Below are 23,460 nucleotides of genomic sequence, written 5' to 3' on the forward strand. Positions count from 1 at the left end.
ATCCGACTGCCTCATCGAAGCTCACCCTCAGCCGCGCGGCGGACCTCCTCGGCTCGGGGGTCTCCGATTGCGGTGAAGATGGCCAGCGCCTCTCGCCAGCACTCCTGCGCGGCCCGCGGCTGCCCGGCGTCGTGCAGGGCCCGGCCCAACCGATCCAGGGTCTCCGCCGCCTCGCCCTGGTCGCCGACCTCCCTCAGGATGGCCAGCGCCGCGCGCAGATCGGCGATCGCCTCCGCGGTGTGCCCGAGGTTGCGGCGGGCCTCGCCGAGGTTGTTCAGCGACGTGCCCTCGTTGCGCCGGTCGCGGACCTCGCGGTGGATGGCCAGCGCGCGTTCGCAGTGCTCTTCGGCCTCGGCGAATCGGCCCATGCTCAGGTAACTGAGCCCGAGGCTGTTGAGTACCCGGCCCTCCCCGTTGCGGTTGCCCATCTCCTGGAACGCGATGAGGACCCGTTGGTGGCAGTCGATCGCGTCCGCGAGGCGGTTCACCTCGCGGTAGGCGATTCCGAGATTTCCCAGAACCAGACATTCGAGGTACCGCTGCCCGGTGTCCCGGCACGCGACCAGCGCCTGCCCGTGGTACTCGATCGCCTCCTCGAACCGGCGCAGTTGAAGGTACGCCACACCGAGGCTGTTCAACGTGCTCGCCTCGGCCGTCCGGTTGCCGGCGTGGCGGGCCGCGCGCAGCGCGAGCCGGTGCGTGGCGAGCCAGTCGTCCCAGGACTTGGTCAGGTCCAGGAAGTCCAGCATGCGCTCGGCGAGCAGCCACGCGTGCTCGTCCCACTCGTGCTCGGCGGCCAGGCGCACGCTCGCCACCAGATTCGCCCGTTCCGTCTCGCACCACTGCTGGGCATCGCGGTGCTCGGCGAACTCCAGCGGACGCACGCCGGGCGCGGCCTCGGGCAGCGGGGTACGGCGCCGGTGAGGGTTGAGGCGGCGGCTGGCGGCGTCCGCGCTGTGCAGGTAGTGATCCAGCAACCGTGCGACGGCCTCCCGTCGGGTCTCGACGCTGTCGTGTTCATGCGACTGCTCGACCGCGTACGCGCGCAGCAGATCGTGGGTCTGGTAACGGTCGGCGGCGACCCGCTCGACGAGGTGCGCGGAGGCGAGCCGGTGGAGGACGCCGCGGATGGCAGCGGGCTCGGTGCCGGTCAGGCTGGCGGCCGTGGCCGTGGCGACCTGGGCGCCCGGGTGCTGGCCAAGATGCCGGAACAACTGCGCACTGTCGCCGTTCAAGGCCCGGTAGGACCCGGCGAACACCGCCCGTACCCCGAGGCCGGGATCGCCGGGCACGTCGAGGGCGTCCAGCCGCCGGGTCGGGTCCGCGCCCAGTTCAGTCACCAGTTCGGCGAGGCGGGCGTCGGGAAGGCCAGCCGCGCGCTCGGCGATCACCCGTAGCGCCAGCGGCAGCCCCGCGCAGATCCGGGTCAGCTCGGCCGCGGCCTCGGGCTCGGCGGCGATCCGCTCGGGGCCGAGGATCGCCCGGAGCAGGTCAACGCCCTCCGGTTCGGGCAGGCAGTCCAGGACCATCCGGTGCGCCCCCTCGCGGACAGCCAGTCCGGTCAGGTCATCGCGACTGGTCACCAGGGCCATGCAGCCGGCGGACCCGGGAAGCAGCGGGCGCACCTGATCCGCGCTGCGCGCGTTGTCGAGCAGTACCAGCGCCCGCCGCCCGGCCAGCGACGAGCGGAACAACGCCGAGCGTTCATGCAACGCCTGGGGTATCGCGGCAGGCTCAAGGCCGAGCGCGCGCAGGAATCCCTCCAGCGCGGCCGCCGGTTCCATCTCGTTGGCCTCGTCGTACCCGCGCAGGTCGACGTAGAGCTGGCCGTCGGGGAACCGCTCCGCGACCAGGTGCGCCCAGTGCACCGCCAGGGAAGTCTTGCCGACGCCGGCGGTGCCCGCCACCGCCGAGACGAGCACGACCGGTGCCGGGTCATCCAGGTCGGGCAGCAGCTGGTCGAGTGCCTTCAGCGCGTCTCGACGGCCGGTGAAGTGGCTGGCCGGCGCGGGTAACTGCGCGGGTACCGGCACCAGAACCGGGGCGGCGGTATCGCGGCTGGCCAGCCGCGGAACCTGGCGCAGCATCGCGATGTGCAACCCGCGAAGCTCCTGCGACGGGTCGAGGCCCAGGTCGTCGGCGAGCCTGGTGCGGTATGCCGCGTAGGCCGCCACCGCGTCGGCGTGCCGGCCGCACCGGTACAGCGCGAGCATCAGTTGGCCGTGCAGGCGCTCCCGGTGCGGGTACTCGGCGCACAGAGCGGTCAACTCCCCGATCAGGCTCGCGTGCCGCCCGCAGGCCAGCTCCGCGTCGACCATCCGTTCGGTTGCCGCCAACCGCAGCTCGCCCAGTTTGCCGCCGACGCGCCGGCGCAGCGACTCCGAGGCGGTGTCCGCGAGCAGCGGGCCGCTCCACAGTCCGATCGCGGTGCGCAGCAGTCCGACCCGCAACGCCGGATCCGCCTCGGCATCGGCCTGGCCGACCAGTGACTGGAACCGCAGGGCGTCCACCGACTCCCGGTCGACATCGACCCCGTAACCGCCGTGGTAGGTGAACAGCCGCACGCCGAGGCGGCCCGTACCGTCGGCGTCGAGCAGCGCGCGAAGGCGGGACAGGTGCGTGTGCAGGCTGGCTCGCGCGGCATCCGGTGGTTGGCCGTCCCACAGCAGATCGACCAGCCGGTCGGCGGGCAGCACGGCACCGGCCTCCAGCAGGAGGATGGCCAGAAGACACCTTTCGCGGCGGCGGCCCAGGTCGACGCGTCGGCCGTCGTGGGTTGCCTGAAATTCGCCGAGAAGCCGGAATTCCACGCCTCACCACCCCTCGCCAGCGGCTCCCGCCTGCCCTGGACTCCGGGGATCAGTCGGCCCGAGCCATCCTGCTACGTCGAAATCCTAGCTGTCAGGTGGAACAATGCAGCAAAGCCGTGGACTCTCGGCACTGTCCGTGTCGGTGTCGCGACCCTGCCGGCGTCGGCTCGCCGGGTGACCCGGTGCCCGGCGCCGGGCACCGGGCGCTCGGCGTTAGAGCGGGGCGCGAAGCGTAACGCTGGCCGGCACGAAGCCGTGCTTCGCGTAGAAGCGCTGCGCGCTCTCGTTGGCCGCGTACGCCGTGACGCCGGCGCGTACCGCGCCCTGCTCCTTCGCCCAGGCGAAGAACGCCTCGACCAGTCGACCGCCGATGCCCTGGCCGCGCGCTTCCGGACTCACGCGGATGCTCTCCAGCACCGCGACCCTGGTGCCCGGGCGCAACGTGTCCGGCACCAACGCTCGGCCAACCAGGTGCCCCATGGCGCGGTCACCGGAGCGGGCAAGCAACGGTACGGCCCTCGGGTCGGCGAGCAAGTCGGTGAAGTAGGCGGCACCGCCCCGGTTGACCCACTCGGGATCGCCGTACGGGTCGTGGACCGCGGCGTCCTCGTGGAACAAGCCGTCGACGGAGGCGAGGAATGCGGCCCGGTCTTCCTCGGCGGCCCGGGTGACGGTGAGTTCTCCCATGTTCGACCACTATACGATCTTGATTAATCGTTGTATAGCAATGGAAACAAGCCACCCTCGACGCTCATCCACCGGCGCTCACTCACTGGCCGTCACTCACTCGCGCTCATGGCCGCCTGGAGCAGTCGATGCGCGTCATCGTCGAATGCCACCAGCCGCACCCGCTCGACCCTGGTCGGCGTCGCTTTGATTGTCGCGACTGCGATTCGAGCCGCCTGGTCGGGTGGGAACCCATAGACGCCGGTGGCGATGGCCGGGAAGGCGACCGTTCGAGCTCCGATCTCATCGGCGACCGCCAGACTCCGGCGGTAGCACGACGCGAGGACATCGGCCTCCCCGTAACCGCCTCCCTCCCAGACCGGTCCCACGGTGTGGATGATGTGCCGAACCGGCGGGTCAAGGTCGAAGGCTGGCGTCACCAACGCATCACCGGGCTCGCACGGACCTATCGCGCCGCCCGCTCGGGCGAGGCGCGGACCGGCGGCGCGGTGAATCGCGCCGTCCACACCTCCGCCACCGAGCAGGGACTCGTTCGCGGCGGTGACGATGGCATCGACCCGTTCACGGGTGATGTCGCCGAGCACAATCTCGATGGCAGCCATCGTGCGATCCTGGCATGCCCGCACCCGGACTGGCATGCCCGCGCCCGCAATCGATGCGCTGGCCCGGCCTGCTCTGCCGATCCGTGAGCCCATATAGTCGCTTGATGCACCTGGAGCGGGTCCGGCAGGCATATGCGTCAGTCGCGGACCTCTACATCGAGCTGTTCGGTACGAGCCAGAAGGTGCACGCCGACGATCTCGCCTTCATCGGGCGACATCTGGCAGGCCGACCGGGCACGGTGCTCGATCTGGGCTGTGGGCCCGGCCATATCACCGATTACCTTCGCTCGCTGGGCGTCGACGCGACGGGAATCGACATGGTCCCCGAGTTCATCGCCCATGCGCACGCAGCCCACCCGAGCGGTAGCTACCAACTCGGGTCGATCGACAGTCTCGGCGTTGCCGACCACTCCATCGCCGGCATCCTGGCCTGGTACTCGTTGATCCATCTGTCGCCGCAGGATGTCGACGGCGTGCTCGCTGAGTTCCGGCGAGTAATCGCCCCGGCTGGAACGTTGGTGCTGGGTCTCTTCGACGGTGACGAGGTCGCCGCCTTCGACCACAAGGTCATGACCGCCTACCGCTGGCCCTTTGACGAGTTCTCCGAGCGTCTGACGCGAGCCGGCTTCACGGAGGTTGAGCGCCTGCGGCGGCCCGGCGACGGCACCCGTCGACCACATGGCGCCATCGCGGCAATCGCGACCCGAGGGTGAGCTGAGACGTCCTCGAGATCGTGGAGAATGCCGGTGGCGGCTGAGTATCGGGGATCACGTACGATCCGTCCGGTGGGCCACGACGAACTAGTGATCGAACCGGTGACCGATGTAGACCTCGACCAGGTCATCGCGCTATATGACGCGGTCGGCTGGTCGGCCTATACCAAGGCCCCCGCGGTGCTGCGGGCGGCGATCGCCGGATCGTCCTACGTCGTCGCTGCCCGGCGCGGGGAGACTCTTGTCGGGTTGGCGCGTGCTGTGTCCGACGACGCGACGATCTGTTACCTGCAGGATGTACTCGTGCTGCCTCAGGAGCAACGCGGCGGAGTGGGACGCGCACTGGTCCAGGCGGTGCTGGACCGCTACCGGTCGGTCCGGCAGAAGGTTCTGCTGACCGATGACGAGGCGGGTCAGCGGGCGTTCTACGAGGCTCTCGGCTACGCGGAAGTTCGAGACTACGGCCAGGGAACCCTCCGGGCCTTCGTCCGTTTCGACGGCTGACCGGTCGGCGGTCTCTTCCCACCGAAGAGCTACCGGTACAGGCTTGGCGAGACCGTACCGGCGAGGAACAGCCCGCCGCAGCACAGCACCACGCCCAGGGCGATCCCCGCGATAATCCACGTCAGGATCCGGACCGCACTGGTCCCACGTTTCGACGGATTTGGATAGGACATCCGGCCATGGTCCAGCCCGCTCTATTTCTCAGCCATCCCCGGAAGGGCTGGCCCCGACTGCCCGAACGGGCCATCTCATCACCACCTCGGGCGACCCCGGCAATCCCTTCCCTTTGGAGGATCTCAAGGACATGCAACTCGATCTGGTAGCGATCGTCGTCGAGGACTACGACCCAGCCATCACGTTCTTCGTCGACGCCCTCGGTTTCGACCTGGTCGAGGACTCACCTTCGCTGACGAACGACGGCCGCCCGAAGCGATGGGTGGTCGTTCGGCCGCCGGGCGGACAGACAGGCATCCTGCTCGCCCGCGCCGACGGGGAACGTCAAGCGGCGATCATCGGCGATCAGCTGGCGGGCCGAGTCGGGTTCTTCCTGCGAGTGGATGACTTCGATGCCGCCTGTGAACGGATGAGCTCGGCCGGCGTGACGTTCGTGACGTCGCCACGCACGGAGACCTACGGGCGGGTAGCCGTGTTCCTTGACATCGCTGGCAACCGGTGGGACCTACTCGGTCCCTCCTGACTGGTGCAGGCCCGTCAGGTCCACCGGGGTAGTCCAAAATGGGTGGCAGAAGTCCTATGGCTGTCCTTATGGTGCGGGTGTGATCCACCAGGAGAACGGCGAACTGGGCGAGGGGGAGACACCCGGCGCGTGGTGACCCCACGCGTCCGTCTTCATCGCAGCGGCAGACTCGGCCGGTGGGCAACCGGCCGCTGACGGCTGCCCGGACGCGGTCCATTTCTTCCGCGTTCTCCAGGAGCCTCCATGATCGCTCAGTACCGCGATGGACTGCGCCCTGCCGTCCACGATCGGCGTCGCCATCGTCGCGCCGCTCTCCTGAACTTTTTCGTTCTCGGGTTTCACGTGGGTGTCTGGGCCGTCCAGCTCGCGAACCTCGCGGCCGCGCTACGGCTCGATCCTCAATCACTGGGCACCGCCGTCACGGCCGCCTCGGCAGCAGGTGTCGTCACGCTCATCGCCGGTGGGTACCTCGCCGACCGGTTGGGCAGGCGTCCGGTCTTGTTCACCGGCTTCGCTAGCACGGCGACGGCGTTCGTCTGGCTCGCCCGCGTCCACTCCCTGAGCGGACTGATCGCGGCGATTGCCTTGTACGGTCTGTCCGTCAGCTTTATCGATCTCGGTGCGAACGCGGTCGGTTCCGACTACGAGCGCGTCCATGGTGTCCGAGCGATGACCGGCTTGCACACCGGATTCAGCCTCGGCGCTGCGGTCGGCGCCATGGGTACCGGGGTCGCACTCTGGTCCGGTGTCGGATTCCGCACTGTCTACGTCGGCCTGGCCACGGTCCTGGCAGCCGCCGCCATGAACGCTGTCGTCGCGCCTCTGCCGCCTCGCACCACAGTAGCCGTAAGCAGGGCGCAGCGACGGCAAGGGCCGTTTCCGTTGAGGATCCCCGCCGTAGTCTTCGCTGTCGCACTGGTCGCCGTCACCTTCTTCGGCGACGGTGCCCTGGAAAGCTTCCTCGCCGTCTACCTGCGCACCACGCTGGGTTCCACCGTCCTGCTCACCGGCGTGGGCATCGCCAGCTACCACCTGGCATCGGTGATCGGCCGGGTCCTGGCGTCCCGCGTGCTTGGCCGATGGCGGGAACGCGTAACCGTCATGGCAGGAGGACTCCTCGCCGCAGGCGGCGTGGCTGTGGCCGTCAGCGCTGCGTCTCCTGGCATTGCGATCGCCGGATTGCTGCTCGTTGGCTTCGCCGTCGCTCCGATCGTTCCCAGTGCGCTGTCACTGGCGGGCCGATCGGCCCCGGACCGGTCGGCACAAGCCGTCGCCACCACCACGGCCGCCGGGTACAGCGCCTTCGTCATCAGCCCGATCCTGGTAGGAACCGTCGCGGACAAGACCAGCCTGCGCGTCGGACTCGCACTGCTCATCGCCACCGCCCTCGCCGACGCGGCGCTAGGCATGAGATGGCCGGAATCCGACGGCTCGGGCAGCGAGCGATAGCGCACGGGGCAAGATGCCGGTCGTCATGGCGGCCGGCATGGATCTGAAGACGCGGAGCTGGCCGACTATCGAGTTGGCTTGGTGCTACCCGCCACATCGACCAGGGCCACAACACCCGCGACGAGGATGGGAAGTCCGATCGTCAGGATGCCGAAGAATCCCAGCACCGCCATCACGGCGCCCGACACCGCCAGCGCTGACCGTCGTAGCGGCGCGTGGCGGGCCACGGCATAGATCGCAAGGAGTGCGGCCAGGGCCATTCCGCCGAGGAACAAGCCCGCCACCTCACCGTCCTGCGCGCGGATCAGCGCGAGGTAGACGCCGATCATGATGACGGCAATCGCCGCCGGAAGCGCTGCCAGAGGGTCGAAACGGCGTCGCCAGCCGGTTGTCATGGTTCATCGTCGCAGACGCTGATCGCGTTCGTCCAAGCGGCTGCGCGAGAAGTGGCCCATCTCGCCGCACCGGACGACAGCGGCGATACGGTGCGGCGTTAATCCGGTTGTAGCGGGCCGACCGGCCGGATAGCGTCGCGCTCCATGAACTTCGCCATGTTCGCGGTGCGCCGTGTCCGGCTTACCGGCACCGACACCATGGGGTTGGCACCCGCTCAGTGACCAGTGGGCCGCGCGGATCGTCGCGGACGCCCAGGTGCGGCCCGGCGACCTGGTGCTGGACGTCGGCGCCGGCGAGGGCGCGCTGACCACGCACCTTGTGGCCGCCGGCGCCCGGGTCATCGCGGTGGAACTGCACCCCGGACGGGTAGGCCGGCTGCGGGAGCGCTTCGCCGCGGCACCCGTCACCGTCGTGCGCGCGGATGCCGGCTCGTTGCGGCTTCCCCGCCGCCCGTTCCGGGTGGTGGCCAGTCCGCCGTACGCCATTTCCAGCCGGCTGCTGCGCACGCTGTTGGGTGCCCACTCACGGCTGTTTGCCGCAGATCTCGTGCTGCAGCGGGCGGTGGTGCGGCGCTTCGCGGAGGGACGGGCGCCGGGCGCCGGACGTTGGCTGCGCCAGTGGGAGCTACGGCCGGGCCTCGCGCTTCCACGTCGGGCCTTCCGGCCGCCGCCCCAGGTCGACTCCTCCGTCCTTGTGGTGCGGCGGCGCCGTTGACTTGGTTCTCGCCGGACCACCCGGGTGACGGATCGCGCAGGGACCATGGATCGTGCGGGGACTATGTCTTCCGCCGACCCCTATGTAGCGGAACGCCGCCACCCTATGTAGCATAAGCCGCCATGGCCCCGCCGTTACGGATCACCAATACTCTCGTGCAGGTCCTCGAGGTCTTCCTGGCCGATCCGACTGTCGAGCGCTACGGGCTCGACGTCATGCGCGCCACCGGCTGCCCGAGCGGCACCATCTACCCAATCCTCATCCGGCTGCAGGGCATCGGATGGCTGCAGACGCACTGGGAGGACATCGACCCAGTGCAGGCGGGCCGGCCGGCCCGCCGCTGGTACCGGCTCACGCCGCACGGCGCGCAGAGCGCCCGTGCCGAGCTCGCGGCGTACCGGCAGCGGCGCACGCCGCGGCGCGGCGCAGTGAAACCGAGGCCGACATGGGAATCCTGACCCGTCTCACCCGCGGCTGCCTGCGGCTCGGGGTCCGCCGTTGGCCGGCAGAGCTGCGCGACGGCCTGGCCCAGGAGTGGCTCGCCGAACTGGCGGCGCTCGAGCGGGAACCCGGTAACGCGTGGCGGCGGTTGACGTTCGCAGTGAGCCTGGCTGCCAGTCCGCTGACCTATGACGAACACGGCTTGCCGAGCAGCCGCGGAGAATGGTGGCGCGCGCCCGGTCCGGTGCTGCGCGCGTCGCTCGGGCTACTGCTCGCGGGCGGGTTCAGCCTCGGGTTCTGGCTGACCGCGCAGATGCTGCTCAACAGCCTGCTGCTCGATCATCGAGCAATCCACGAGGAATCGTCGTATCTCCGGATCGCTCTCATCGTCGCAGCCCTGGCCGCCGCGCTCACATCGGCCTACGCGGCGGTTGCCGGCTGGTGGCTGGGCGGCCGCGCCGGCGCGAGCGCGCGGGGTGCCGGGATCTGGAGACGCGCCGGCCTTGCGGTCGGCATTCTCGGCGCCGTCCTCATCGTCGCATGGCAGGGAGGAAGCGAAGAGGCGTTCGCCGGCGTTCGCCGCGGTGGCTTCGCGACCACGATCCTGGCCTGGGCGCTGGTGACCTTCGCGGTGGTCGTCGTCGCGTGCCGCCGCGTCGCGGCCGGGCAGACACGCCGGAGCTGGGGCGTTGCTGCGGCCGGAGCGTTGCTCGCATCCGTCCTGGCTCCGGTGGCGGCGGCGCCGTTCGGGGCGTTCGGTGGCGGCGAGGGTCGGTGGCAGATCGCGCTGATCGCCTGCCGGCTGTTGCCGTTGACGGTGTGCGCGGTGTCGTTCGGGTGGGCCGCGGCCCGGCCGCGGCTGGCGGGCGCGACCGCGACGGGGCCGACCGTGGTGCCGAGCGTCGGCGCCGTGGCCGCCGTGGATTTCATTGCCGCCGTGGATTCCTTGGATTCCCTGGACTCGGTGGCCGGCGAGTTGTCGGCGCTGGACGGCGAGGTCCGGACTCGCCGGTTGACCACCACACAGGTGGCGGTGACAGTGGCGGCGGCGGGTGCGGCGGTGCTGTGGGCGATCGGCCTGGTGCTGCTGCAGCCGATGAGCGAGCCGGCGGCCGGATCGATGGGCGGGAACAATACCTACTGGGCCAGGGAGCTGCGCTGGGACGCCATCGTCGCCGTGGTGCTCGCGGTCGTCGTCTGCGCCCGCGCCCGGCGGCGGGCCACCGCCGAGGCGCTCCTCGGTGGGCTGGTCTGGCTGGCGGCCGACGTCGCGTTCGACCGGGCCGAACTGTCGCACGGCGGCATTTCCCTGGCGGCCGTCGCGGCGGGGGTGGCGGTCGTCGGCTGCTACCGCGGCATGACCGGTCGGGGGACACGTCACCGCGCCGGGCTGCTCGTCGTGGCGGCCGTCGGCACGGTGCTGTCCGGCGTGAGCCTGCTGACCGAGTCGCCGACCGACACCGAGCCCGCGCTCAACCTGGGCAGCGCGGGGGCCAGCTGCGCGCTCGGGCTCATCGCGATCGGCGCTGCCTTCAGCGCCGCCCCCCGTCTCTCCCGGATCCGGTACTCGATCTGCTGCCTCGGCGGCGCGGTCGCCGTTGCGATGCCCTGGTTGCTGCGCGACTGGTACCCCAAGCCAACCTCGGCGCGCATGCCGCTCGGGCTGGGCTTCACCGCACTGCTGGCGATCTGCGTCGCGGTCGTGGCCTGGCGGCGGCCGGAAAAGCCAAGTCAATGGTTGCGGTACCCGGCGGTGGCCGCAGGCACCCTGCTGGTGTTCCCCGTAGTGTTCACGCCCGCCGTCATCGCACTCATGCTCATCAACGTCGGCGGCGTCTTCACCGCACTGGCCGGCAACCCACCGATCAACTCAGCCGATGAGGACGTGATTCTCATGATGCCGGCTGTACTGGCCGGGGTCGTCCTGGGCGGGCTGCTGGTGATTGGTGAGTCGGGGCGGAACCGTCCCGTCGAGTTGCCGCCCGACTGATGTCCACATAGGACGAATCCGTGGGGTGCGACGAGCCGGACCGCAGCCCGGCGCTCCACGGTTTCGTTCGCAAATGTTGACCCATGCCGAAATTTGGGGTTCGATGGGGATCTCCGTCCGAGTGATCCCCGCGATCGCGTACTCGCGGGATCGCCACACCTGGTCGTCCCGGGAGAGCCCTTGTCCGAGATCGAAGGCAGCGCCGTACCCGCAAACATCAGTCCTGGATCGCGCGCGTCGCGCCGCCGTTTCCTCCAGTTGTCCGCCCTGGCCGGCGCCGGCGCCGCGCTCGCCGCCCCCGGCGCCGCCGCGGCATCCGCGCCCGCCGGGCAGAAGGCCGGGCAGTCCAAGCCGCCCGTCAACGGTCGCGGCACGAACGCCACGTACTACAACGACGCGCAGTTCAACGCCGCCGATCCGTTCGTCCTACACGACGTGAGCGGGTACTACTACGCGTACAGCACCGACGGCGCCACGACGGTGGACGGCCGTTCCTATCTGTTCGCGGTCTACCGCTCGCCCGACCTCGTTACGTGGGAGCAGCTCCCCGGCGGTGCCATCCCGGCCGACGAACCCAACCGGTGGGGGAGGGACTGGTTCTGGGCACCGGCCGTCTACCACAACCGCAGCACGGGCAAATACTTCATGTTCTACGCGGCCCGGCAGCGCGACAACGTGGAACGTGACTTCGGGTACGCCTCCTTCGAGGAGCCGTGCAAGGTGGGCGTGGCGGTGGCGGACTCACCGGCGGGTCCGTTCTCGTCGATCGCCAACCACCCGATCGACTACTTCCCGTACGACCCCGACTATCACGACGTCAATCTGATCATGGACGCGACGCAGCTGAAGCCGCCGGCCACCCTGGCGGAGGGGCTCACCGCACCCCTGGGCACCTACATCCCCTTCATCGACCCCGACGTGTTCTTCGATGAGGACGGGCGCATCTACCTGTACTTCTCCCGCAACGCCTACCGGAACTGGGTCTGGGACACCGAACTGGGCAAGTACATCGAGGAGTCGAACATCTATGCCGTGGAGCTGACCCGGGACTGGTGGAACGACCCGACCGGCTCGACCCTGCCCAGTATCGCGCCGGCATACAGGGACGCGAACAAGCGCGTGGACGCTCCACCGGGGGCACGCCGCGACGGGTACGCGCCGATCCTGAGCTACGGGGCCGACCCGCAGGCGTGGGAAAACGCGCACGTGAACGACTACACCCTCTACCACGGCACGCGCAAGGACCGCCGGTGGGAGGAGGGCTCGACCACCTTTGTCCGGCACGTACGCGACGGCCGCGGCAAGCCCGTGCGCGTGTACTACCTGCTCTACTCGGCGAACAACTGGGAGAACGAGTACTACGGCGTGGGGTACGCGACATCCAGCGGGCCGCTCGGCCCGTTCACGAAGTATGCCGGCAATCCCATTCTCAGCGAGGATCTGAGCCTGCCCATCTCGGGTACCGGGCACGGCAGCCTCGCCTTCTCGCCCGACGGCCAGGAGTCGTACTACGTGCACCACGGGCGTCCGGCGGACGGTCCCCGCAAGCTGTACACGTCCAGGCTCCTCATGGATGGTGCGGGTGTCGACGCGCACGGCGTTCCCGCTCTGTCCACTGTGGAGTCGGTGTCGGACGAGCCGGTGCCCTCGGGTGTCGCGCCATACCGGCTCACCACGAGCGCGGGCAAGGTCGTAGTCTCCGTCGGCCAGTCGGCGCCGGCCACCTGGACCGTACAGAGCGCCAATCGGGTTCCCATGCCACTGGCCAATCCGCTCAACCGGGTTGTCGTCGGCGTCGACCGGCCGGACGTTGTCGCGGTCGCGGCGGACGGAGCGTCGTCCGCCACGCTGACCGGTCTGCGTCCGGGCACCGCGGTGGTGACGCTCGCCTATCAGCGCCGGCTGGCGAGCGGCCAGTACGTGGACGTCGTCAATCGCCGGGGAGCGCACTCCGAACCGGTAACCCAGGTGGTACGAGTCGTCGTGACGAACCGACCGGCCTGACCCGCAGTCGGCGGTGCCGGTCCGCCGTCATTTCGGCTGACTGCAGACCGGCACCGGAAGTGTGACTAGTAGGTGTTGCCCGCGGTCGTCAGCCGCGTCTCGCCCGCCGGCAGGGCAGGGCAGCCCGCACTGCCGGGCCAGGTCGCGCCGGCCGGGTCGAGCACCCACGTGGGCAGGTTGGCCGAGCTGCCGATCAGCCAGGTGCCGAGGTCGTTGTTGGTGAACCTGTTGTGGTAGGACGAGCAGTCGCCGTCGCCGACCTCTTCCCGGTAGTGCGCGCCCTGGGTGGAGGAGCGGACGAAGTCGTTGGCCCCGAACGTGTTCGAGTCGAACGTGTTGTAGTCGCTCGCATCCCGTACCTTCACCGGATCGCTGCTGACGCCGGTGATGGAGTTGGCGGAGAACGTGTTGTGCGAACTCTTGTGCGTCATGTAGAGCGCGTGGATGTAGCTGTTCTCCGAGTTGCGCAGGTCCACGAACGAGTTGTTGGCGATCCGGTTGTTCGACGACTCGGTCAGCACGATGCCGCCGTACCCACAGCGGAGCCAGTTCTCGTCGGTGCAACTGCCGCCCGTGTAGGCGTTGCCGATGTCGGTGATCAGCATTCCGAAGATGGTGTTGCCGTTCAGACCCCGGGCCGATGGCAGCCCCAGACCCGAGGAAGCGTGGTAGGCCCCGCCACATGGGCCGGCCGATCCGTCCAGCGAGATCGCCGAAGGGGCGAACATCTCGACCGTCAGGTAGTAGAAGCCGAGGCCCGAGGTGCCACCGGCGTTCAGCGGCTGGCCCGCGTTACCCGCGCATGCCATGAACCACGGATCGCCGATGTACCGGTTCGATCCGCTGGCCCGCGCGTTCACGAACACCGGGCGGGCGGCGATGCCGGGCAGCCCCTCGCCGTACTGGTAATCGTCCGGCATGAACGAAATCGTGTAACCCGGCCGGTACGTGGTCCAGGTGATGCCCGCGGCAACATACGTACCCGCGTGGATCCGCACCTCGACGTCCTCGTCCAGCGGGCCCGCCGCCACCAGTTGCTGGACCCGGGTCAGGGTCTTCACCGCGGTCGTCGTCGTCGCGCCGTCGTTGGTGTCGGACCCGTTGGCGTTCATGTAGATGGTCTGGACACCGGCCGCCGAGGCCGGCCGGGCAAAGGACGTGACGCCCAAGGCGACGACGGCCACGGCGACAATGCTGAAGATCTTCTTCATGCTCTCCCCGCAGAGATGGATGTGGATGACACGTCCAGCACCCTATCCCGCGGAGTACCGCGGTGTGGATGGTCAGCCGATGACCACCTTGCCCCGGGCGTGCTCGACCTCCAGGTATCGCATGGCCTCGGCCGCCTGCGCGAGCGGGTACTGCCCGTCGATGACCGGCGTGATCGTGCCGTTGGCGGCAAGCTGGGCGAGCACTGTCAGGTGCTCCCCGGTCGGGTGCGCAGCGAAGACCACCAGCCGTTGCCGGCGTGTCAACGGTGCGGCGAGCCGGGCCTTGAGGATCAGCCCGAGCGGCCCGATCAGGCTCCCGCCCCGGGAGACCCCGCCGCCGCTGAGCAACAGGGTGCCGGTCGGGGCCAGCACGCGCCGCAGGTCGGTCAGGGACCGGTTGCCCACCAGGTCGAAAATCAGATCGTATCGCTGCCCCTGGCCCGGGCCGGCCGCGTCGGCATGGAAAGCGGTGAAGTCGTGCCGGGTGTAGTCGATCACGTGGTGCGCGCCGAGCGAATGCAGCAGGTCGACGTTGCGGGTGCTGCATACCGCGGTCACCTCGGCGCCCAGATGCACGCCGAGTTGCACGGCGAAGGTACCCACGCCGCCGGAGGCGCCGTTGACCAGCAGGCGCTGCTCGGGTCGGATTCGACCGACGTCGCGCAGCGCTTCCAGCGCGGTGGCGCCAGCCAGTGGCAGCGACGCCGCCTGGGCGAAGCTGAGGTTCGCGGGCTTGCGCACCACCAGGGCGGCTGGGGCGCACACGTAGTCGGCCAGGGCGCCGTCGGCCTCGCCGAAGACCTCCTCGCCGGGGTGCAGTCCGGTCACGCCCGGGCCGACCGTGTCCACCTCGCCAGCGAAGTCAGAGCCCCGGCCACGTAGCTTGGGGCGGCGCAGGCCCATGCCCAGCCGGGCAAGGTACGGGTCGCCGCGCATCAGGTGCCAGTCCCGAGCGTTGAGCGTGGCCGCCCGGACGCGCACCAGCACCTGTCCCTCGCCGGGCTCGGGCCGCGACACCTCGCGCAGCGCGAGCACGTCGGGGGAGCCGTACCGGTCCTGCACGATCGCCTTCATCGCCGCCGCCTCTCCGCCGGCCCGCCGGTGAGCCCGGCCTGCATCGATGGTAGGAGCCGCGGTCGCGGGCCCACATCGGGGAAACCCCCGGAGGCACAGTCATCGACGAGGGTCCGCCGAGCCCGCCGGTGATCGCGGTTGTGTAAACGCCGTCTACTCTCAGCCGATGTGAATGGCCTCCAGTGACCACCAAGTTCGGCCGTGCAGGGGGAGCACCGGGATGGATTGGAAGAAGCTACGCCGGCTGGACGGACTCCCGTCCAGGGTCTTGACGGTCGGGCTGGTCAATTACCTCGTCGCGGACAAGCTCTTTGGCGACCAGCACGGTGGCCTGGCGGCGGTCGGCGGCGCGTTCCTCGTGGTCCTGATTGTCACCTGGGTCGTACGCCGGATCTCCGGAGCGACGTGGCGTGAGGCTGTGTGGCCACGACGCGAGCCGCCAACCCGGGAGCGGCTGCCCTCGACCATGGCGTCGGTCCATGAACTCGTCGAGACCGGGCAGAGGATCCAAGCCATCAAGATGTACCGCGAACTGACTGGTGCGGACCTGAAATCGAGTGTTGAAGCCGTGGACGCCATGAGGGCCACGAGGAAGAAGTGACGTCTGCGGCGCTCACGCCATGCGGTATCGACACCGTCCCCCTCACCGTCGTAGGCACTTCGCCCAATCGCGTACGCGGTCCACGTCCGCGCGCGTCCAACCGAGCGCCGGATCGATCGACACAAGCAGCGTAGGCGCGAGGCGTTCGGCGGCCCACCGGTGAGCCGCCGGAGTGTGGTTGTCGTCGATCCAGGCCGCCGGACGGTCGCCGACGACAGCGTCGATCGCTGGAACCTTGAGTTCGGTTTCGAACGGGACCGGCGGGAAACGGACCACGGGCAACGGCTCCACGCCCAGCAGCGGCAGGTAGAGTTCGTTGGCGTTCTCGCCCCAGCCGGTTGCCCACCACACCTCTCCCACGGCAGCGAGTTCGCGGATCCAGCCGCCATGCGCGACGCAATATCGCTCTGGCTCCTCGCCCTCGAAGAACACGCGTTCCTGGTAGCCGTCTGGACAGGTAGGCGCGGCGAACGGATTCAGGACGCCATCCAGATCGAGCAGGACAACGGGCACCGTCTGATCCACGGGTTCCATTTTATGAGTGCCCACCGAGCGAGCGAGCGGCCGGCAACGATGTCACCGACCGCTTAGCTGTGCTGATCGATTCGGCCGGTCACGTCGGCGGCGATCTCCTGGGCAGGGTGGGCGGCGTCGACGCTGATCAGACGGGCCGCCGCGCGGTAGTGCGCCAGGATCGGGCCGCTGTGTTCGCGGTACACGCTCAAGCGCCGGGAGACCACCGATGGAAAATCGTCGGGCCGCTGAAACAGCTCTCCGCCGCACCGGTCGCATAGGTCCGCGTCGAGCGCTGGCGCCGATTCGATGTGCCAGAGCTTCCCACAGCCGCGACAGAGGCGGCGCCCGGTCAGCCGCCGCTGTGCCTCGGCGTCGGCTAGTACCAGCTCGACGACTCGAATCTCGGGGGGGCTCCAACGAGCGCAACAGAAGCGGCAGTGCCGGCGGCGCGTCGCCGGCCCAGAACACGAAGCCGCCGGTCGCGTCGGGCTCGGCCAGCCGGCGTAAGACAAGCGTGGCGATGAGTTCATCCGGAGGTGGCTGCTCGGCTTTCATGAGCCGGAGCAGCTGATCGCCGAGTTCCGATCCCGCGCGCGTCGCCGCCTGGACGGCATCCAGAATCGAGACCGCGGGCACCCTGAGCCTGACGGCGAGATAGCCGGCCACGGTGTCCGTCTGCGCTCCGGGCGGTCCAAGCAGGGCAAGCCTGATCGTCGACGCCACAGCGACATCGTGCCATGCCGTAACCACTTCGACCCTGGCCGGCCCGGCAGGGCATGATTGTGCGATGCGGGACTGGGCAGACGGTGACCTCGATACCGAGTTCGAGCGGCGGCTCGATGGTCTGCTCGCCGACCTGTGCCCCGGGTGGCAGCCCGCGGAGATCCCTGAGCCGTACCGCAGCGACGAACGCTTCCGGGCGTACGAGCGCCGCAACGCCAAGCGGATGCACCTTGGTGACCTGCTGACCGCTCGGCCCGACCTGGCCGCTGCCGTCGCTGACCGGATACTCGAGACGATCGCCTGCGACGAGGACGTGTCCTTCAACAAACAACTGATTCGTCCCGTCCTCAACGCCGTCGGGCGACGTACCGTTCAGCGTTCTCTGATCTCAGTAGTCGAGACCGGCCCGGCGCACAAGAAGGTCTGCGCGGTCCGCGCCTGGTACTGGAGCCAGGTCACCCTGACGTACAAGTCCTGGGAGGCGCTACACGAGCACCGGCCCACTCAGGCCAGCCGGACGGCCGACGACGAGGTGGCCGACCTGCGCGGCCAGTACCGGATGGCCTGCCTGACCGCATTCGTCGAGTGTGAACACCCACCGACTCGTGAATGGTTGGCCCATGGCTTTCTTCTGAGGGCCGAGTACTACCCCGCGAACCTGCACGATCTGGTAGCCCAGGCCCGGGCCATCGCTGAGGCGGACCCGCAGCGGTACAAGGAACTGCTCGTCAGAGACGACGACGGAACGGACATGGCGCAGGTCAGCTTCGGTCCCGGGTAGTCGCCGTCCGGCAGGCGCTGACGGAGTTGGCAGACTGATCGCATGACAGTCTTGACCGCCGAGCTCGTGGTTGATGCTCGCGTCCCGCAGACCCCGGTGCTCGCCCCCGATGGGCGTCTGCTCTGTTACGTTCTCGCTCCCGCCAGCCGGATCGGCGACCACCTCGACACCGAACTGTGGCTCGTCGACGCCGATGACGCCGCGTCGCGCCGGGTGACCACCGACACCGCGGCGGAGTCCCAGCCCCGCTGGTCCGTGGACTCGCAGACCCTGTTCTTCCTGTCCGACCGGGCCGACCGCGGTACCCCGCAGGTGCACCGGCTCACCCTCGCCGACGGCACGGTGACCGCGTTGACCAGTTGGGGCGCCGGCGTCATCGACCACCTGCTGCTGGCCGACGCCAACCTGGTCGCTCTGATCGCCGAGGACGAGCCCACCGAGCAGTCCGCCCGTCGTGACCGAGACCGCGACGACGCCATTGTCGTCGGCGAGCACGAATCCCATGCCCGGTTGCGCCTGCTCGACCTGAGCGCCGGCCGGGTCACCACCCCGGATGTGTTCGACGGCCGGCACGTCGTGGAACTGCGGCAGCGTCCCGACGGCGGGCCGCTCGCCGTGCTCACCCAGGCCAGCGCCGACAACGACTACGGACCTCGTACCGGCCAACTGCACCTGTTCGACCCCGCAACCGGAACCGTCGAGGACCTCGGGCCGACCGAGGTCGAAGCACGATCTCTGGCCTGGTGGCCTGGCGAGGACGGTTGGCACCTCGGATACGTCGCCCTCACCCCACCGGTCCTGCAGGCCGGCACCGCCGTGTTTGACCTGAGCGTCGAAAACCAGACCACGCGCAACCGCACCGCCGGCCTGTCGATGTGCCCCACCGAACTGCGCCAGACCAATGCCGCCCCACTGGTACTGTTCGCCGACGGCCTGAACACCACCGTGACCCGGCTCGATCCCACCGGCCCGACGGCGCTGTCGCAGCATCCCGGACGCCTCGACGACCTCACCACCACACCGACCGGCGAGACAATCGCGGTACTGGCCGGCACCCGCTACCAGCCCGCGAATGTCCACATCGGACCGCTGACCGGGCCGCTGCGGAAGGTCACCGACAGCCGTCCGGAGTTGGACGGCATCCCTCTCGGTACTCAGCAACCGCTGGCCTACCGCGCCGCCGACGGCCTCGACCTGGACGGCTTGCTCGTACTGCCGGTCGGCAAAACCGCGTCGGACGGCCCGTTCCCGCTCGTCACGATCGTGCACGGAGGCCCCTACGACCGGTACGCCGATCGCCTCCAGCTGTTCTGGTTCCCCAGCGCGCAGTGGCTGGCCACCGCTGGATACGCGGTGTTCCTGCCCAACCCGCGCGGCGGCCAGGGCCACGGTCACGAGTTCGCGGCCAGCGTCGCCGGGAGGGTCGGCCGGGAGGAGTGGACCGACATCCTGACCGGCATCGACCTGCTCATCGCCGAGGGCATCGCCGACCCCGATCGGCTGGGCATCGCTGGCGGGAGCCACGGCGGGTTCATGGCCGCCTGGGCGATCGGGCAGACCGACCGGTTTCGCGCCGCGCTGGTCAGCGCCGGTGTCATCGACTGGGGGATGCTCGCCGCGACCGGGGAGAACGGGCAGTTCGAGGCTGCGCTCGGTGGCAGCACCGGCTGGTCGGGCATCGGCCCGCACCCACATGACGCGGTCAGCCCGATCTCGTTCGCCAGCCGGATCCACACGCCGGTGCTCATCCTGCACGGCGCTGAGGACACCAACGTCCCTCTCGGTCAGGCCGTGTACTTCCACCGCGCGCTACGCCACTTTGGCGTGGAGCACGAGTTTGTGGTCTACCCGCGCGAGGGCCACTCGATCCGGGAACGCAACCACCAACTCGACGTCCTGCGCCGAACCCGCGCCTGGTTCGATCGCAGCCTCCAGCGCCGGTCTCGATGAGCCACGACCATCGCGGCGTGACCTTTCGAGATCGCACACAGTCACCATGCCGATGCTCCGAACTTCTCAGTGGCCGCGATCGGCGCTCTCGTACTTTGTGCCGCGTGGCGGACACGGCCACCTGTCGACAGCCGAGCCTTGCACGACGGCCGTTAGCCCGCGGCGGCGCGGCGGGCCGTACCGAATCGGCGTTGGTAGGCGGCGGGGCTGATCGACAGCCGCCTGGCGAAGACCCGTCGCATGCTTTCGTAACTGGGGAATCCGGCGAGGTTCGCGGCCTGCGTCGCGCTGTGTCCCTGGTCGAGCAGTGCCCTGGCCAGGTCGAATCGGATGTTTTCCACGTAGCGGGCCGGTGTCGTGGACAGTTCGTCGTGGAAGAGCCGGGTGAGCTGCCGGGTGCTCACGTTGAGGTGTTTCGCGAGTTGCCCGAGCGAGTGGTCCCCGCGGGGATTCGCCGCCACCAAGTCGGTGATGTCGCGGAGGGCCGGCGAGCGGGGCGGTGGTCCTTGCAGTGGCGCCGAGAACTGGGACTGGCCGCCCGCCCGCTGCATGTACACCACCAGGGCGCGGGCGACATCGCGCGTCAGATCGGGGCCGTGGTCCTCTTCGACGAGAGCGAGCGCCAGATCGATGCCGGCGGTCACCCCCGCCGACGTGTACGTGGTGCCATCGCGAACGTAGATCGCGTCGGGCTCGACGCGGCACGTCGGACACCGGGCGGCCAGCTCGGGCGCGACCTGCCAGTGCGTCGTGGCACGCTTGCCGTCGAGGAGGCCGGCGGCGGCGAGGACGAACGCCCCGGTGCAGATCGACGCGACCCGGCCGGCGGCCGCCGCCGGTATCCGCGCGGCGTCCGCCAGGTCGCCGGGAATGCGGGCGCGCGGATAGCGGTCGGACCCGGCCACCAGTAGCGTGTCGAAAGCAGGCTGCGAGGAGACGGCGCCGTCGACCGCGATCCGGACCCCGAGGTTGGACGTGACCTCCGCACCGGTCGGCGACAGCAACAGGATCCGGTAGTGGGCACCGAACCGGTTCGCCTCCTTGAACACCTCCGCGGGACCGGCGACGTCCAACAGCGTCACCCCGTCATAGACGAGGATCGCGACGGAGTGGGGACCGGCGTTCACCATCCCGGTCCCTCAGAACCGGATCCGTGCGGCGATCATCCGGGACCCCCTGTCCGGATATCAGTGGTTCCTGGCCGGACAAAGGCGGCGCCGTACCCCGATGGTTGGGCAGTATGGAAGGCACATTCTATAGCCGACACGTTTCCCAGAGAGTCAGAATCCGTGCCAGAGGTCATCGCAGGGTTGGAGATTCCTGAGACAGCGGCGGTCGCCGAAGCGACCAGGCTGATCCAGGAGACGACCAGTCCGCTCATCTACCACCACTCCCGGCGGGTCTTCTTCTTTGGCCTGATTCACGCTCAGAAGCTCGGCGTGGAACCGGATCCGGAGCTGCTCTACGTGGCGGCGATGTTCCACGACGCCGGCCTTCTGACTCCCTTTTCCGATATGGAGCAGCGCTTCGAAGTCGATGGCGCCGACCACGCGCGCAAGTTCCTCCTGTCCCGGGGTTTCTCGGCGGCCGCCGCCGAGACCGTCTGGACGGCGATCGCGCTGCACACCACGCCGGGCATCCCCAACCGGATGGCTCCGGAAATCGCGACCACCTACCTGGGCGTCCTGACCGACGTGCTCGGCCTCGGCCTGGACGGCCTGGAACAGGATCAGCTGGGCGAGATCCTCGCCGCCCACCCGCGAGGGGACTTCAAGAACGAGTTCCTGCAAGCGTACGTCGACGGGCTCAAGAACCGGCCCGAAACCACCGACGGCACAGTGAACTCCGACGTGCTCGAGCACTTCATCCCGGGCTTCACGCGTACGACGACGGTCGAGCGCATCGTCGGCTCGCCCTGGCCGAGCTGACCGGACATCACGCGGGTGGGCCAAACCCGCATAACCGCCCGTACTGGCGAACGTCCTTGAAAGGATTCGAGCATGCGAGCGATCACCGTGCGAGACCGTGACGCGGGTGTCGGCGGCCTCACCCTGACCGACATGCCTTACCCCCACGCCGCGGAAAACGACGTTATCGTGCGTGTGCACGCAGCGGGCTTCACCCGCGGAGAGCTCGACTGGCCGGCGACGTGGACGGATCGCGCCGGCCGCGACCGGACCCCCAGCATTCCCGGGCACGAGCTGTCCGGTGTCGTGGCCGAGCTGGGCTACGGAACCACCGGCCTCACCGTGGGGCAGCGGGTGTTCGGGCTGGCCGACTGGGCCCGCGACGGTTCCCTGGCCGAATACGCCGCGGTGGAGGCTCGCAACCTCGCCCCCCTCGCGGCCGACATCGACCACACCGTCGCCGCCGCGCTACCCATCTCCGGACTGACCGCATGGCAGGGACTGTTCGACCATGCCCACCTCACGATCGGCCAGACCGTCCTCATTCACGGCGCCGCGGGTGCCGTCGGTTCGATCGCCGTCCAACTCGCGCGAGAGGCGGGCGCCCGGGTGATCGGCACGGGTCGAGCCGACGACCGTGATGTCGTACTGGGACTCGGCGCGCAGAGCTTCTTCGACCTGAGCGCCAACGATGTGCGGCGCGTCGGCGAGGTGGACGTGGTGTTCGACGTCATCGGCGGCGAGATCCTCGAGCGATCGACCGAACTGGTACGTCCGGGCGGTACCCTCGTCACCATCAACATGCCACCGACCGTGCAGCCCAAGGATGGACGCGCCGTCTTCTTCGTCGTCGAACCCGACCGCGCCCGGCTGTCCGACCTCGCCCAGCGCCTCCGGGACGGACGGCTCAACCCCATCATCGGCGCCGTGCGACCGCTATCCGAAACGGTCTCCGCGTTCGCCGGCCACCACCGCACGCACGGTAAGACGATCATTCAGGTCGCGGACGACATCTCAGCGGACGACATCTCAGCGGACGACAGCTGATCCGCCCGGCAAGAGCCGTGGCTGGGTTTGCTTGCCGACCCTGCGCCGGGCCGCCGCGGCCCGCGCCGCCTCGCGGCGGAGCAGGCGGCGCAGAGGAATCGCCCACCCCTTCGATGGATCGCTAGACCGTACCGGCCGCCGTGCGGGTGGCCGAGCGACTGGTGTCCACGTTGCTCGTCATGGTGTTGAGGATGTCGGGTAGTGCTGCCACCGTTTCGGCGCTCAGGCCGGTCACGGTTTCTTTCGCCAGCGCGCGCCACAGGTGTTTGATCTGGTCGGCCAGTGCCTTGCCGCTGTCGGTGAGTTCGACGATGCTGGCGCGCTTGTCGGACGGGGCGGGTCTGCGACGGATGTGACCGGCGGCTTCGAGCTTGCGGGTCATGAGCGTGACGCTGGGCGGCTCGCAGCCGAGTGCGTCGCTGAGCTGGGCCTGGATCCTCGGGCCGGTCCGGTCGAGTTCGAGCAGGAGTGCCTCCTGGCCGGGGTGCAGGCCGAGCGGGGCCAGCAGTGCGGCGGCCCTGGCCCGGTGGCGCAGGCTCAGCAGGCGGATGGCCTGGTTGAGGGCATCAGCGTACGCGAAGTCCATGGGCTCCCCTTGACAAGTTAGTTATGTGCATAACATTATGCGCGTAACTAAATTCTA

The 23,460-nt window shown here is 69.3% G+C and carries 24 protein-coding genes and 1 pseudogene; 13 read left to right on the top strand and 12 right to left on the bottom strand.

What is annotated here, in order from left to right; all coding sequences use genetic code 11:
* Nucleotides 1-11: 11 nt before the first annotated feature.
* From Raf01_RS16875 to Raf01_RS16885, 3 genes are all read right to left on the bottom strand, one after another.
* Entirely contained in the window at nucleotides 12-2,810 is a 2,799-nt protein-coding gene (locus Raf01_RS16875) for an AfsR/SARP family transcriptional regulator (RefSeq protein ID WP_203918854.1), read from the bottom strand.
* A gap of 213 nt (nucleotides 2,811-3,023) precedes the next feature.
* Nucleotides 3,024-3,497 (bottom strand): GNAT family N-acetyltransferase, encoded by a 474-nt coding sequence (locus Raf01_RS16880; protein ID WP_203918855.1) that lies wholly within the window; start codon nucleotides 3,495-3,497, stop codon nucleotides 3,024-3,026.
* Between the two features lie 92 nt (nucleotides 3,498-3,589).
* The gene (locus Raf01_RS16885) at nucleotides 3,590-4,099 is read right to left on the bottom strand and encodes an O-acetyl-ADP-ribose deacetylase (RefSeq protein ID WP_203918950.1); all 510 of its coding nucleotides are present in this window, start codon (nucleotides 4,097-4,099) and stop codon (nucleotides 3,590-3,592) included.
* Nucleotides 4,100-4,203: 104 nt separating this feature from the next.
* Between Raf01_RS16885 and Raf01_RS16890 the strand changes: the two genes are divergently transcribed.
* A complete protein-coding gene (locus Raf01_RS16890) occupies nucleotides 4,204-4,812 on the top strand; it encodes a class I SAM-dependent methyltransferase (protein ID WP_203918856.1) in 609 nt (202 codons plus the stop codon).
* A gap of 72 nt (nucleotides 4,813-4,884) precedes the next feature.
* A complete protein-coding gene (locus Raf01_RS16895; protein WP_239133667.1) occupies nucleotides 4,885-5,316 on the top strand; it encodes a GNAT family N-acetyltransferase in 432 nt (143 codons plus the stop codon).
* Between the two features lie 29 nt (nucleotides 5,317-5,345).
* Here Raf01_RS16895 and Raf01_RS16900 read toward each other — a convergent pair whose 3' ends face one another.
* Nucleotides 5,346-5,489 (bottom strand): hypothetical protein, encoded by a 144-nt coding sequence (locus tag Raf01_RS16900; protein ID WP_203918858.1) that lies wholly within the window; start codon nucleotides 5,487-5,489, stop codon nucleotides 5,346-5,348.
* Nucleotides 5,490-5,620: 131 nt separating this feature from the next.
* Here Raf01_RS16900 and Raf01_RS16905 point away from each other — a divergent pair, with 131 nt between their 5' ends.
* Entirely contained in the window at nucleotides 5,621-6,013 is a 393-nt protein-coding gene (locus tag Raf01_RS16905; RefSeq protein ID WP_203918859.1) for a VOC family protein, read from the top strand.
* Nucleotides 6,014-6,256: 243 nt separating this feature from the next.
* Entirely contained in the window at nucleotides 6,257-7,462 is a 1,206-nt protein-coding gene (locus Raf01_RS16910) for an MFS transporter (RefSeq protein ID WP_203918860.1), read from the top strand.
* A 65-nt stretch (nucleotides 7,463-7,527) separates the two neighbouring features.
* On the opposite strand, the gene Raf01_RS16915 is transcribed toward Raf01_RS16910, so the two are convergent.
* Nucleotides 7,528-7,857, bottom strand: coding sequence for a hypothetical protein (locus Raf01_RS16915; RefSeq protein ID WP_203918861.1), 330 nt, complete (start codon nucleotides 7,855-7,857; stop codon nucleotides 7,528-7,530).
* A gap of 172 nt (nucleotides 7,858-8,029) precedes the next feature.
* On the opposite strand from Raf01_RS16915, the gene Raf01_RS16920 reads away from it, so the two are divergent.
* The 4 genes from Raf01_RS16920 (at nucleotide 8,030) to Raf01_RS16935 (ending at nucleotide 13,007) form a co-directional block, all read left to right on the top strand.
* Nucleotides 8,030-8,572 carry an rRNA adenine N-6-methyltransferase family protein gene (locus Raf01_RS16920; protein ID WP_203918862.1) on the top strand — a complete coding sequence of 181 codons (543 nt, stop codon included), beginning with the start codon at nucleotides 8,030-8,032 and terminating at the stop codon, nucleotides 8,570-8,572.
* Nucleotides 8,573-8,727: 155 nt separating this feature from the next.
* Entirely contained in the window at nucleotides 8,728-9,030 is a 303-nt protein-coding gene (locus tag Raf01_RS16925; protein WP_308442653.1) for a PadR family transcriptional regulator, read from the top strand.
* Nucleotides 9,018-11,003, top strand: a complete 1,986-nt coding sequence (locus Raf01_RS16930; RefSeq protein ID WP_203918864.1) for a hypothetical protein — start codon at nucleotides 9,018-9,020, stop codon at nucleotides 11,001-11,003. Before Raf01_RS16925 ends, Raf01_RS16930 begins: the two co-directional genes overlap by 13 nt.
* Nucleotides 11,004-11,183: 180 nt before the next feature.
* Entirely contained in the window at nucleotides 11,184-13,007 is a 1,824-nt protein-coding gene (locus Raf01_RS16935) for a glycoside hydrolase family 43 protein (protein ID WP_203918865.1), read from the top strand.
* 65 nt (nucleotides 13,008-13,072) lie between these two features.
* Here Raf01_RS16935 and Raf01_RS16940 read toward each other — a convergent pair whose 3' ends face one another.
* Together Raf01_RS16940 and Raf01_RS16945 are read right to left on the bottom strand one after the other, a co-directional pair.
* Nucleotides 13,073-14,218: a right-handed parallel beta-helix repeat-containing protein gene (locus Raf01_RS16940; RefSeq protein ID WP_203918866.1), complete on the bottom strand. Its 1,146-nt coding sequence runs from the start codon at nucleotides 14,216-14,218 to the stop codon at nucleotides 13,073-13,075.
* Nucleotides 14,219-14,290: 72 nt separating this feature from the next.
* Nucleotides 14,291-15,292 carry an NAD(P)-dependent alcohol dehydrogenase gene (locus Raf01_RS16945; protein WP_203918867.1) on the bottom strand — a complete coding sequence of 334 codons (1,002 nt, stop codon included), beginning with the start codon at nucleotides 15,290-15,292 and terminating at the stop codon, nucleotides 14,291-14,293.
* Nucleotides 15,293-15,560: 268 nt separating this feature from the next.
* Between Raf01_RS16945 and Raf01_RS16950 the strand changes: the two genes are divergently transcribed.
* Nucleotides 15,561-15,893: a hypothetical protein gene (locus Raf01_RS16950; protein ID WP_203918868.1), complete on the top strand. Its 333-nt coding sequence runs from the start codon at nucleotides 15,561-15,563 to the stop codon at nucleotides 15,891-15,893.
* 42 nt (nucleotides 15,894-15,935) lie between these two features.
* On the opposite strand, the gene Raf01_RS16955 is transcribed toward Raf01_RS16950, so the two are convergent.
* The 3 genes and pseudogenes from Raf01_RS16955 to Raf01_RS50880 all read right to left on the bottom strand — a co-directional run.
* Nucleotides 15,936-16,418 carry an HAD domain-containing protein gene (locus tag Raf01_RS16955; RefSeq protein ID WP_203918869.1) on the bottom strand — a complete coding sequence of 161 codons (483 nt, stop codon included), beginning with the start codon at nucleotides 16,416-16,418 and terminating at the stop codon, nucleotides 15,936-15,938.
* A 62-nt stretch (nucleotides 16,419-16,480) separates the two neighbouring features.
* On the bottom strand, nucleotides 16,481-16,633 hold the full coding sequence (locus tag Raf01_RS49590; protein WP_239133668.1) for an adenylate kinase family protein: 153 nt from the start codon (nucleotides 16,631-16,633) through the stop codon (nucleotides 16,481-16,483).
* 24 nt (nucleotides 16,634-16,657) lie between these two features.
* Nucleotides 16,658-16,939: pseudogene (locus Raf01_RS50880) on the bottom strand (hypothetical protein); the annotation flags it as partial.
* A 257-nt stretch (nucleotides 16,940-17,196) separates the two neighbouring features.
* Between Raf01_RS50880 and Raf01_RS49595 the strand changes: the two are divergent.
* Nucleotides 17,197-17,913 carry a hypothetical protein gene (locus Raf01_RS49595; RefSeq protein WP_239133669.1) on the top strand — a complete coding sequence of 239 codons (717 nt, stop codon included), beginning with the start codon at nucleotides 17,197-17,199 and terminating at the stop codon, nucleotides 17,911-17,913.
* Nucleotides 17,914-17,955: 42 nt separating this feature from the next.
* The gene (locus Raf01_RS16970; protein WP_203918871.1) at nucleotides 17,956-19,863 is read left to right on the top strand and encodes a S9 family peptidase; all 1,908 of its coding nucleotides are present in this window, start codon (nucleotides 17,956-17,958) and stop codon (nucleotides 19,861-19,863) included.
* A 152-nt stretch (nucleotides 19,864-20,015) separates the two neighbouring features.
* Here the strand turns inward: Raf01_RS16970 and Raf01_RS16975 are convergent, their stop codons facing one another.
* Complete coding sequence (locus Raf01_RS16975; protein ID WP_239133670.1) at nucleotides 20,016-20,990, bottom strand: GlxA family transcriptional regulator; 975 nt, start codon at nucleotides 20,988-20,990, stop codon at nucleotides 20,016-20,018.
* Between the two features lie 162 nt (nucleotides 20,991-21,152).
* On the opposite strand from Raf01_RS16975, the gene Raf01_RS16980 reads away from it, so the two are divergent.
* Complete coding sequence (locus tag Raf01_RS16980) at nucleotides 21,153-21,791, top strand: HD domain-containing protein (RefSeq protein ID WP_203918873.1); 639 nt, start codon at nucleotides 21,153-21,155, stop codon at nucleotides 21,789-21,791.
* 72 nt (nucleotides 21,792-21,863) lie between these two features.
* Nucleotides 21,864-22,817: an NADP-dependent oxidoreductase gene (locus Raf01_RS16985; RefSeq protein ID WP_203918874.1), complete on the top strand. Its 954-nt coding sequence runs from the start codon at nucleotides 21,864-21,866 to the stop codon at nucleotides 22,815-22,817.
* Nucleotides 22,818-22,938: 121 nt separating this feature from the next.
* Here the strand turns inward: Raf01_RS16985 and Raf01_RS16990 are convergent, their stop codons facing one another.
* Nucleotides 22,939-23,403, bottom strand: coding sequence for a MarR family winged helix-turn-helix transcriptional regulator (locus Raf01_RS16990; RefSeq protein WP_203918875.1), 465 nt, complete (start codon nucleotides 23,401-23,403; stop codon nucleotides 22,939-22,941).
* Between the last annotated feature and the right edge of the window lie 57 nt (nucleotides 23,404-23,460).

The organism is Rugosimonospora africana (genome assembly GCF_016862975.1).
Taxonomy (GTDB): Bacteria; Actinomycetota; Actinomycetes; order Mycobacteriales; family Micromonosporaceae; genus Rugosimonospora; species Rugosimonospora africana.